This window comes from Bradyrhizobium cosmicum (assembly GCF_032290525.1).
GTDB lineage: Bacteria > Pseudomonadota > Alphaproteobacteria > Rhizobiales > Xanthobacteraceae > Bradyrhizobium > Bradyrhizobium cosmicum_A.
In genome coordinates, this window is sequence record NZ_JASXTA010000001.1 from 771,540 (window position 1) to 784,129 (window position 12,590).

A 12,590-nucleotide genomic window follows, 5' to 3' on the forward strand; every position below is an offset into this window, starting at 1 on the left:
GCGAATGCACTTTAGAGACTTTCCGCGACCGAACTTGACATCCGACAACACCCTAAAGCGCCGGATTGCCGAGTTGGGCCGGGATACGCTCTGAACGCGACCGAGGCACTGTGCGTCGTAGGTGCGGGCAACGTCGAACCTTGACGATCTGCCACCATCGGGAGTCTGATCGCCGGCATGGGGCAGCATCAGCACGACATCGACGAGCTCGCGCGCATGGAGCGCATCTGCCTGGATCTGGCGGAGGAGAGCAGGGTGCCCGGCGAGGCCGGCGCGCTGCGGGAGATGGCCGGAGACTACGGTCGCGCGGCCGCCAAATTGACCGTGGATAGGACCGTAGATTGCGCCCGCCGCGCCAGGAAAACGCGAGCAATATCAGCAGGGTTGACAGACACCCTTCCGCCGACAAGAGCGCTCCTCCTAACGAGAGCCAAGATCTTCAGCTCGTCGACAAAATCGGTCACTCGGCGAATATTCTAGAAATCCGATCGCAACCTAGGTTCGCGATCGAACCGAGACTTGAAGGTAGCCCGTACGAACTGGTCGCCCGATGGCGGCGCCGAGCGCAGATCCAACTTTCGGTCGGACAAAACGCAAGCTGGCGGAGATGGCCGCTTCCGGCGCAGAAAAGCGGGCCAGTATGGCCGGTGCGCAGCGGACCAGTGCGCTCCTGATCTCTGACGGTATTTGAGCCTGGGCCGAACCAGTGCGGGAATGGCAGTCCTGGCCACGCAGGCAGTGCTGATCCGTCAATTGACACCGATAGGTAGCGACATCGCCAGGATTGCGAACGGCTCAAATTTTTCTGTGAATTCAAGACCGAAAAATTGGGAGGGGTGTGCCGTCGGCATTTGTCCGTCGGCTTCAAGGATTTGTTCTTGGAAATCAACGTGGAAACGGCTTCCTAAATCATTGAGTGGGAGTGAAGGGGAGACTAGCTAAGCTCTTCAATCTGGATGCTCGGCTTTGAGCACGGGTGATCGACCATGGGCTAAACAGTTTCAGATTCAGTCCGAGGTCGACTTAGATTTGTTATTGGTCAGGGAATTGGATATCCGGTCGGAATGTTGCGAAGCAGTCCATCGGAGTTTCGAAGGCGGATTCTGGCGGGAGCTGTATCTTATCAGCTTCAATTGAAATCAATCGACTATGCTCCGGTCGCCTCAATGTCGATGCTCCCGCCTTTGGCGGCTATTCGGTCGGCGACAATGCGACGGTCGTCGTTCCTCAGCACGCGGCTTGGGCCGTCGGGTAATCACCTTGCAGAGGCGGCGCTGAGCCAGCCGCGCGCACGCTGCGCCTTCGTCTCAGCGCCGCTGTGCTTCTCCGAGGATCCCTGCCACAGAGCAGGAAAATGCAGTGGCACGTGTGCTGGTGAGATCTTGCAACCTTGAGTAAATTCGCCGGAAGCAGTCTCCACGGACCAAACATTGGCAAGCGAGCATTCGCTGCAAGTGTGCGCTCATGGACGGTGTCGGGACAGCATCGAGCTGGGAAGTATGCGGAGCTGTGCAGTCCATGAATGCCGAGTTTTGCAGTTCGGCACTCCGGTCGAGCGAAGGCCTTGTTACCTGAGAACCCAAAACGCTTTGGGCGCCCTGATACTACGCGTTGGACTCGAAACCGGTGTTTCGCGTTTCCGCAGCTCGTTCCAGATCCCACGCCCGCTGCAGGCGCTCGGCGCTTGTCGACTTCAATATGCCGGCCCACGCATTACCGAGTGTCTTGATGCCTTCGTGCAGACTGGAAGCGTTTCCGATCGACCAATCAGGCAAGCCCATCGGGACGCTTATCGACCAGGACCAGCTGTCTCCGGACCGATGTACGCTGCCGATCACATGCCCCTCATAGACGACGACGTAGTGGTCCTTGACGTCGGGCCACCGAAGCTTCGCATTGAGGGAAATGGTTTTCATGAAGCAAGACGTGTGAGGGACTTGTCGCTGAATCACTCGATTGCGGTCGTTGCGCAGACGACGCTACCGACGCCCTTGCGCGCTGCGGGTTCGCCAGCATGCCTGGCGCTTCCATGCTTGATAAGCATGGGTCCATTTGGCACTATGCCGGCATATTGGGAGAAAGTCATGTACAAGCCATTCCTTGTTGCGATTGCCGTCACCGTCTGCATGTGTGCATCGCCGGCCAGCGCTCAGGGCGGTCCGTATCCATTTGGTGATGAGCCGTATCGGCTGAACTGGTATTCCAATCCCGAGATCGCGACCGGCTGCTGGAAGTGGAATTGGCAGCAATACCAGTGGGACAACTACTGTCCGGTTTATGTACGTCCCAAGGCTTACATGTACCCGCGCGCGAGGGCGGTTGTCGTTCGCACCAAAGGCTAGCGCGGTATGGTGACGCGGCGCCTTGCGGAGGCGCCGCTCGGGCTCGCCATTCAATAGTTCTCGATCGTGCAGGCGATCTGGCTGTGCTTGCCGAAATTGAGCAACGCATTGCCGCGGAAGCCGTCGACCCAGACGCCGGGACCGGCATAGCGATATCCGACTCCCATCGGGACCAGGCGCACATGCACGCCGCCGGAGTGGCCGGTTCGCAGCGACGCCGTTACAACCTCACCAGCCACTGACACGGCGATCGGGCAAAGAGGATATTGCCTGCCGTTCTCGCAGGTGAAGACGAGTTCTGAGCAATTCCCGACGTCGGTTGGCCGTGCCATCAGGCCGAGATCTGCGGCGGCCGCCGGATGCGCGCTTGCGGCAAGGCTGGAGCTCAGCACCACCGCCGCAATAAGCTTGCCTGGTCGATTGCGCATTGTTGCTCCTAAAAAAATCAATAACCAATGAGAACCAAAGGAAGCAAGAAACGGCCCAAACGTCAAACCGTTGCAGCACGGATGATCGAAGATAATTCGGCCGTTGCCATTCTGCATCAAGTCGCCGTCGGGAGTCTGCGCCCACGCGCGTCGCGTCGCATCGCACAAATCCCTTGTCACCAACGTGAGCTGCTCAAACAGCAAGGGCTGCACCGGCGCGGAGATTGGAATGAATCGTCATCGCGCTCAGGCTCTCCTTGAGAATGTCTTTTCGGAAAGCCGCTTCGCACTTTTCCGGATCACGCCATAGCTAGATCTTCTGCTGCGCTCCGGGGCCAGCAACGTTGACCGTGATTTTCTGAATTTCCGTCCGACCACCGGCATATTTGACCTCGATCGTCAGGACGTCATCGCCGATGAAGTCCGGCTGCGATCTGTAGAATGCGACGTAGGCGGGTACTTCCAGTGCGAGACAAGCCTTGTAGTTGGTTGCTTTCACTCTCGCCGACTTGACGGTCACCTTCCCGGACGCAGGCGCATTGACCAGGCGGATCGTCGGCAGCGGCCCCGACGTGCAGTCGGGCAGCAAATTGATGAAGACGCCGATCCGGGTGTCCTTGTTGGCGAGGCTCTTGATCGTCCGCTCGACCGGAGCGGGCGCCTCTTCGGCCCATGCGGGCGCACCGAAGCCAACCAGCATCACGGCGAAAGAGGATAATAATACCCTCAGCAGTGCGGCCAGGTTTGCCATGTTTTCCCGGTCCGCTGCCTGCAAGGTGCTCATTCCAAATGCCTTTTCGGTGGGCTCTTTGCCTCAAACACCAATTTACCACGCCGGACCAAATAGTGTTCGTTAACTAGTTGATTTCGTTGACCCCGGATGCAGTTAACAATAGCTTAATAGGGAAATTTTTCGACTTACTTTCTGCAGACTTGATTTTTAACTGCATAATGTTTTGGCAGGGGTAGATTATGAACGCTCAATTCCAGGTAGCGCAGGCTACCGGCACGGCTGCTCCGACCAACGCAACTCCAGTTCGAACTTTTACGCTGGCAAAGCCGCTAACAGACCAGGCGGTGGTCGTACATCTCGGATACGACCAGAAGGTCAAGCTCGATTTCTCATCGATCGCCAACGAAAAGATCACGCTCGTCCACGTCGGCGAGAAGCTGATCATTCTGTTCGACAACAAGTCGACGATCACTGTGGACCCGGTGTTCGACTCCCGCCATGACGGCCAGGATCTGCTGTCCATCGAGCTGGCGCCGGGACGCGTCGTCAACGTTCAGGAGTTCGCGAGCCTCTTTCCCATCACGACCGACCAATCCGTGCTGCCTGCCGCCGGTGATGGCAACGGCAACGCCCAAGGCAGCGGTGCCAGCTTCTCCAATGCTGCAGTGGATACGTTAAACGGCGGCAATCCGCTCGACCTGCTCGGACAGGAAGAGCTCGGCAATTTCGCCCTCAATCCCGAGACATTCGCAGGGGTGCCCGACACGACGATTGCCCCGACTGCGGGCTTCACGCTCGCGGACACGATCGTCATCCATGACGAAACCGCCGATGTGCAAGTCCTGAACGGCGCGAACGATCTGCCCCATGCTGGTTTGCCTGCGGTCTTCTCTCCTGTCGGATTGATCGGATGGGCCGAGAGTGTCGTTCCGGAAATTGCATCATCGAGCGCCAGCTTCGGAAGCGGCGGCACCGGAACGACCGCCTATGCGCTGACCACCGCCATCGGCGCGGCCTTCGCCGGCGTCGATTCCGGCCTGCAGGCGACGGTCACCGGCAACGAAATCTTCCTGTTCACCGAAGGCAATCTTGTCGTCGGCCGCGAGGGCTCCGGTGGCGTGGCCGATCCGAACGGTGCGGTCGCCTTCCAGCTTTATCTCGATCCTGCCACCCTGAAGCTTGACGTGGCCCAGTATGAAGCCATCAAGCACGGCACCGCGTCCGATCCTGACACGAGCGAAGGCGCGCAGCTCGCCGACGTGGTGTTCGTGCAGCAGACCGTGACCGACGGCATCGGCAACACGGCGACGGCGGTTTCGAACGGCTCACTCGGCGTATCCTTTCTCGACGACGGTCCTTCAGTCACGCGCGGCGAGGGCAGCGAGTTGCCGTCCATCGGCCTGCTGAATTTGGACGAGACGGTCGGCCATGAAGACAGCCCGCTGACGGATCGCTACAACACCGGCGAAACCGAATCGGACGGCGTCACCCCCAACGGCACGCTGGACGACACCGGCGTGACCGCCATCACGGTTTCGACCGCGCCGACGCAGGCCCAGGCGATCGGGGAGTTGTCGACGCCGGCGGGCGGACTCATCAATCTTTTTCCAGCGGCGCTGGTCGCTTTCGGAACGGATGGCCCCGGCCCGGACGGTGGCGTCAGCAACGTTCTCACGCTGGTGCTATCGAGTGAGACGGTCGGCACCAACCTGACGGCGACGGCGCTCGCCGGTACTCCGCTCGCAAGCCTCGACGCTGCCGCGCGTTCGATCGTGCTGGTCCAGGTCAACGACACCACGATCGAGGGACGGATTGTCGGCGATGGAATCGCCAACAATGGCGACGAGTACGTCGCCTTCCGCATCGTTCTGGAAAACGCCAGCGATCCTGCGACCGCGCACGTCAGGGTCGACCAGTTCCTGGCGATCGATCACGGCGGTTCGGAAGACCCGTCGGTGTTGGACGAACAGATTTTCCTCCACATTACTGGTGCCGATACGCTCGGCCTGCAACTCACGACGACGGTCACCGACGGTGATGGCGACCACGCCAGTTCCACGGCCCAGGTCAACCTGATCGGCAGCGAGAATTCGTTCGTCGCGTTCGACGACGATGGTCCGATGATCACCCGGAACGAGGGCGAACATCCGACCAACGTCGGACTGCTCGACCTCGACGAGACCATTGCCCACGGTGACAGCCCGCAGCCCGATACCTACAACGTGGGCGAATCCGAATCGGGGTTCGGACCGCCGAACGGCGCCGCTGATGATAAGGCCACCACCGTTACTGTCGCGATCCATCCGACGCAGGGGGAGGCGATCGGCGAGCTGTCGACCACTGCGGGTGAACTTGCGGAGCTGTTTGACACAGCCATTGTCGACTTCGGCACGGATGGTCCCGGCGCCAAGGGTGGCATCAGCAACGTCCTCAAGCTTGTGCTTTCCGGCGAGACGGTCGACACGAACCTGACTGCGACCGCGCTGGTCGGCACGCCGCTCGAGAACCTCACCGCGGCGCAGCGCGCCATCGTGCTGGTTCAGGTCGACGACAATACGCTCGAAGGGCGGATCGTCGGTGACGGTGCTGCCGAGCACGAATACGTTGCCTTCCGCATTACCCTCGGCGACGCCACCAATCCCTCCGGGGCGACGATCACGGTCGACCAGTTCCTGCCGATCGATCACGGCGGCTCCGAGAATCCGTCGCAGTTCGATGAGCAGGCGATTTTGCATCTGGTCGGCAATGGGACGCTCAACCTCGAGCTCACGACCACTGTCACCGACGGAGATGGCGACCAGACCACCTCGTCGGCTCAGGTCACCTTGATCGCCAACGAGAGATCGTTCATCGCCTTCGACGATGACGGTCCGACGGTGACGGTGTCGGTGACGGAAGGTTTTGCCGTCGTTCATGACGAGACCCTGCTGTTGCAGAGCCCGCCGTTCGGCGACGACAATGACATTCTGTTCACGCCCGTTTTCAACAGCGTCAGCAATCCCGGACACGACCCGCAGGTTCTCTTCGGTCTTCCCATCGGGTACGCGCGGAGCGACGTCGCCGCGCTCACCATCGACAATGTGGACTTCGGCACCGACGGCGCGGCCAAGACGGGCGCCCAGGTCTTTTCGCTGACGCTGGCCGATGCGCAGGACCAGAGCACGACCGGCCCGATCGATTCGAATCTCGCCACCACGGAGGGGAAGGCGATCTTCCTGTTCCTCGAGAACGGCCTGATCGTCGGCCGTTACGATGGGGCCGATCCCGGCGATGACGTAACCAGCACCAACGATCCGGCCGCGTTTGCGATTGCGATCGACCCGGTGAGCGGCAAGGTGTCCGTCGTCCAGTATGTTTCGCTTCACCACGACAGCGCCGATATCGGCGGCGATATCGATGAGGCGGTCTCGCTGGCAAACGCCCTCGGCCAGGTCAAGGCGACCGTGACGGTCACCGACGGCGATGGCGATCACGCTTCGGCATCCGCCGACATCTCCGGCAACATCCAGTTCGAAGACGACGGCCCGCTGGTGGCGGCGACGGTGTCTCGCAGTTTCGGCGTGACTGCGGACGAGACTCCCGGCAACCAGGCCAATGACGTCACGGCGGCGCTTCCGATCTTTGCGACCGTGGCGAATCCCGGCGATGATCCGGATGAACCCGGAACGGTGCTCGCCTACGCGACCAGTAGCGGCGCGGCCCTGAGCATCCTGCCGTATTTCGGCGTCGACGGACCAGATCCGACCGCGGCGATCACGTATTCGCTCGATCTGCAATCGTCCAATTCCGGCGTGACGTTGACGGACGGAACGGCGATTACCCTGTCGCTGGATAGCGCGGGCCGGGTGATCGGCACGGTGGGCACTGATAACGTGCATCCCGAACTGAGTGGCGCCACCGCCTTTGCCGTGGCCATCGATCCGGTCACCGGCAAGGTCTCCGTGGTCGAATATCTCTCGCTCCATCACTCCGATACGTCCAATGCGAACGATCAGGTTTCGTTGGCCGCGGGCTCGATCACGGCGGTCGTGACGATCAAGGATGGCGATGGCGACACGGCATCCGCGTCCGCGGATATTTCGAGCAAGATCCACTTCAACGACGACGGCCCGAAGCTGACGATCGGTACCGACGTGACCACGCCGGAATTCGTCGCGATTTCGCTCAATCTGGACGAGACGATCGGCCATGAGGGGTCGTCGCCGGATCAATACAACATCGGCGAGAGCGAGTCGGGCGGCGGAACGCCGAACGGACTCGCCGACAACACTGGCAACGCCACCGTCACGTTCACGACGGACGCGGCTTCGACGGCTCAGATCGGTGAGCTGATGACGGGCGCGGGGCTGCTGGCCCCGTTGTTCACGAATGCGGTGATCGATTACGGGGCTGATGGTGCCGCCCTGGTCAACCCCGTCACGTCCGCGCTCAGCCTCGTCCTGACGGGCGCGCCCGAGCTCGGCGGAATCAAGACCAACCTCGTCGCTACCGCGCTGGTGGGCAGCCAGCTAGAAGGCACCTCACAGGACCATCGGACCGTCTGGTTGACGCTCGAGGGCGATCAGATCGTCGGCCGCGTCGGTCATGATACGCTGTCGACGGGCGATGATTTCGTCGTCCTGCGCATCTCGTTGAATTCGACGGATCCGGCCACGGCACAGCTCGTGATCGATCAATTCCTGCCGATTGATCACGACGCCTCGGAACCCGCCGGATCCCAGCTGCCCGAGAATCCCTCGCTGTTTGACGAGTCGGTCTCGTTGCTGACGGCTGTGGCCGGCCAGAGCGTCGGTGTGAAGCTGACCGTGACGGTGACTGACGGCGACGGTGACCATGTCACGCAATCCGCCGCCGTGACCCTCATCGGCAACAGCAATTCCATCGTCTCAATCGACGATTCCGGCCCGACCATCTCCGCTTCGGAGGATTGCGTCGATACGCCGCTCACCTATGTCGGCATCAAGGCGGGCAACGTCGACGCGCGCGGTCTCGACGGTCCGGGCGATCAGGACGTGCTCTTGTCCGGCATCGGTCAGGGCAATGGCCCGAACCCGAACACGATCAATACGACAGGGAGCGACATCGGCGTCGGCAACCAGTCGATCGAGGGCCATGAGGTCCACGGCGGCAACGACCAGGCCGCGGAGATCCTGCGGCTCGACTTCGTCAACAATGTCACGTTCCCGGCCAATAGCTTCGCCTTTAATGGTCACTACGAGGTGGACGCGGCCTCATTCACCGTCCAGCAGATCCAGGGCAGTGCGAGCAACACGGCGACGGTGTTCGTCCAGGTCTTTAACGCCAATGATAACAACGACTTCACCGATGACGGCAATCCGCTGCCGATCACGCTGAACGACGTCACCGTCACCGGGGATGCCAGCTTCACCAAAATTCCGGTGTATGACGGCAATACGCTGGTTGGCGTCGTCATCGTCGGCCTGAACGAGGGGGCAACCGTCACGGTTGACACGTCGGACGATTTCAATCGTCTCGTCATTTCCAATTACGACAACGTCGCCTTCTCGAGCACGCCGAACGGTGCGCCGACCCTTCCAACCGACCCGGCTGATCCGCAAGAGCTCAATGTCGGTCATCCGTTCTCGGTCAGCGGCATTTCGTCCGTCGTGTGCGCTCCCGCCACGCTCAGCGTTACCCACGACGAGAGTGCGGGATTCGCTCCGCAATCCGGCCCGAGCCTGGAGAACGACGTCGATCCTGCGACAGCCCCGAGCGTGCTGACGGCCGCAATCGCCGGCGCGCAGATCGGTACGGTTCTCGGTTACGCCGAATCGAGCGGTGCCGCGACCAGCCTGTTCGCGACGCCTGATTTCGGCACGGACGGACCCGGCCCCGCCGGAGGCGTGTCCTATCAACTGACGAATTCCGCCGGTGGCGGGTTCACCGGCCAGGATTCCGGGCTGAATACGACGGTCGGCAACCACGACATCTTCCTGTTCACGGATTCCACCAACCCGAACATCGTCTGGGGCGTCGACAGCAACAACTTCCAGACCGGCGAGAAGGTGTTCGCGCTCTACGTCGACACCAACGGGCATCTGTGGGTCGCACAGTTCGCGGCGATCGCGCACAACGTCGATGGCTCGACGCCTGCTGCCTATGACGACGAGGTCTCGATCGCGAACGGCCTCGTGTACATCTCGGCCACCGCGACCGACGGTGACGGCGACACCGCCCATGCCGTTTCGCCGGCCGGGCTTCACATCAATTTCCAGGACGATGGTCCGCATGCTTTCGCGGAGCCCTCGCAGGACGTTCTCGAAGGGTCTGCTCCGGTCATTGGTCAGCTCGATTTCGATCCGGGCGCCGACGGCGCGACCGTCACGCAAATCAACGGCGTGTCCCTGTCGTTCGGCGAGGACGGGTATTCTCAGGCCGTCTCGGTCACCCATGGCAGCCTTCAGGTCACCGCTGAGGGTGCCTACAAGTTCGTTGCTCAGCCTGATGACGTCTATCATACCGGCGGGCCGGCGAGCTTCACGTACACCGTGACCGATGGCGACGGCGACACCTCGGCATCGACGGTATCGTTCGTGGTTACGGACGACAGCGACCCGACCACGGTGACGTTGAACGATGTGACGGTGAACGAGGGCGTCGGCACGGCGACGATCGCGGCCAGCGTGGATCATGCGCCGCAGGGCGGCAACCTCGTGCTGACTCTGAGCAACGGCGCGACGATCACGATCCTTGCCGGTCAGACCACGGGTACCTCGACGCCGTTCGCGGTGCAGGGCGACGATCCCTATGTCGATCACGAGAGCTACGACGTCTCGGTCACCAGTGCGACCGGCGGCAATTACGAAGCGCTGAACACGACCGACACGGCGACGGTGACGGTCAACGACACGATCAACACCAACTTCATCACGCTGCACGATGTCATGGCATTCGAGAACCAGACGTTCGTGTACACGGCGCACATGGACTACGCCTCGCTCACGCCGTTCACGGTGACGCTGAACAATGGCGTGGACATCACGTTCGCGGCCGGCGAGCTGACGGCTTCGTCGGATCCCCAGCCCGCGCAGGGCGAAGACGTGTACCTGGATGGCGGGGCTACCCAGGTCTCGATCACCGGAACCTCAGGCGGCAACTTCGAGGCGATCAACTTCACGAGTTTCGGTATTGCCACGGTTACGATCAAGGATACGCTCGATCCGACCACGGTGACGTTGAACGACGTGACGGTGAACGAGGGCGTCGGCACGGCGACGATTTCGGCCAGCGTGAACCATGCGCCGCAGGGCAGCGACCTCGTGCTGACCCTGAGCAACGGGACGACGATCACGATCCTCGACGGCCAGACCACAGGTACCTCGACGCCGTTCGCGGTGCAGGGCGATGATCCCTATGTTGATCACGAGAGTTACAGCGTCTCGGTCACAGGTGCGACGGGCGGCAATTACGAAGCGCTGAACACGGCCGACACGGCGACGGTGACGGTCAACGACACGATCAACACCAACTTCGTGACGCTGCACAATGTCCTGGTGCCCGAGGATCAGGCCATCGTCTACACGGCGCACATGGACTACGCCTCGCTCACGCCGTTCACGGTGACGCTGAACAATGGCGTGAACATCACCTTTGCACCCGGTCAGTTGACGGCATCGTCGGATCCCCAGCCCGCGCAGGGCGAAGACGTGTACCTGGATGGCGGGGCGACCCAGGTCTCGATTGCCAGCACCTCGGGCGGCAACTTCGAGGCGATAAACATTACCAGCTTCGGCAACGCCACGGTTACCGACACCGATACCATCGATCCGGTGACGGCGACGCTGACGGCGACGCCGTCGACCGGCGAGCAGGGCGGCGCGATCACCTACACGGTGACGCTGACCAGCGGGCTGAACCCGTTCACGCCGACCGGCGACCTGGACTTCACCCTTGCCAATGGCGAGCACGTCCTCGTGCAGGCTGGCCAGGCCAGCGGCTCGACGACGATCCCGGTCAACGAGGACGACGTCTATATCGACACCCAGCTGGTGACGAACAGCATCCTCAGCCATACCGGCGGCGCCGCGTACGAGAACCTCGTCACCAACCCGGCGACGGTGACGACGACGATCACCGACGACAGCGACCTGGTGACAGCGACGCTGACGGCGACGCCGTCGACCGGCGAGCAGGGCGGCTCGATCACCTACACGGTGACGCTGACCAGCGGGCTGAACCCGTTCACGCCGACCGGCGACCTGAACTTCACCCTTGCCAATGGCGAGCACGTCATCGTGCAGGCTGGCCAGGCCAGCGGCTCGACGACGATCCCGGTGAACGAGGACGACGTCTATATCGACACCCACCCGGTGACGAACAGCATCCTCAGCCACACCGGCGGCGCCGAGTACGAGAACCTCGTCACCAACCCGGCGACGGTGACGACGACGATCACCGATGACAGCGACCTGGTGACGGCGACGCTGACGGCGACGCCGTCGACCGGCGAGCAGGGCGGCGCGATCACCTACACGGTGACGCTGACCAGCGGGCTGAACCCGTTCACGCCGACCGGCGACCTGGACTTCACCCTTGCCAATGGCGAGCACGTCCTCGTGCAGGCTGGCCAGCCCAGCGGCTCGACGACGATCCCGGTCAACGAAGACGACGTCTATATCGACACCCATCTGGTGACGAACAGCATCCTCAGCCATACCGGCGGGGCCGAGTACGAGAACCTCGTCACCAACCCGGCGACGGTGACGACGACGATCACCGATGACAGCGATCCGGTGACAGCGACGCTGACGGCGACGCCGTCGACCAGCGAGCAGGGCGGCGCGATCACCTACACGGTGACGCTGACCAGCGGGCTGAACCCGTTCACGCCGACCGGCGACCTGGACTTCACCCTTGCCAATGGCGAGCACGTCCTCGTGCAGGCTGGCCAGGCCAGCGGCTCGACGACGATCCCGGTCAACGAGGACGACGTCTATATCGACACCCAGCTGGTGACGAACAGCATCCTCAGCCATACCGGCGGCGCCGCGTACGAGAACCTCGTCACCAACCCGGCGACGGTGACGACGACGATCACCGACGACAGCGACCTGGTGACGGCGACGC

The 12,590-nt window shown here is 61.9% G+C and carries 5 protein-coding genes; 2 read left to right on the plus strand and 3 right to left on the minus strand.

What is annotated here, in order from left to right; genetic code table 11:
• Positions 1–1,604: 1,604 nt before the first annotated feature.
• A complete protein-coding gene (locus QSV46_RS03705) occupies positions 1,605–1,916 on the minus strand; it encodes a hypothetical protein (RefSeq protein WP_314946414.1) in 312 nt (103 codons plus the stop codon).
• Positions 1,917–2,084: 168 nt separating this feature from the next.
• Here QSV46_RS03705 and QSV46_RS03710 point away from each other — a divergent pair, with 168 nt between their 5' ends.
• A complete protein-coding gene (locus QSV46_RS03710) occupies positions 2,085–2,342 on the plus strand; it encodes a hypothetical protein (protein WP_314946415.1) in 258 nt (85 codons plus the stop codon).
• 50 nt (positions 2,343–2,392) lie between these two features.
• Here the strand turns inward: QSV46_RS03710 and QSV46_RS03715 are convergent, their stop codons facing one another.
• Both QSV46_RS03715 and QSV46_RS03720 read right to left on the minus strand, forming a co-directional pair.
• Positions 2,393–2,974, minus strand: coding sequence for a hypothetical protein (locus QSV46_RS03715; RefSeq protein WP_314946416.1), 582 nt, complete (start codon positions 2,972–2,974; stop codon positions 2,393–2,395).
• 106 nt (positions 2,975–3,080) lie between these two features.
• Positions 3,081–3,554: a hypothetical protein gene (locus QSV46_RS03720; RefSeq protein ID WP_314946417.1), complete on the minus strand. Its 474-nt coding sequence runs from the start codon at positions 3,552–3,554 to the stop codon at positions 3,081–3,083.
• Positions 3,555–3,742: 188 nt separating this feature from the next.
• Here QSV46_RS03720 and QSV46_RS03725 point away from each other — a divergent pair.
• Positions 3,743–12,590: immunoglobulin-like domain-containing protein (locus QSV46_RS03725; protein ID WP_314946419.1), on the plus strand; the 8,848-nt coding region annotated here is incomplete at its 3' end.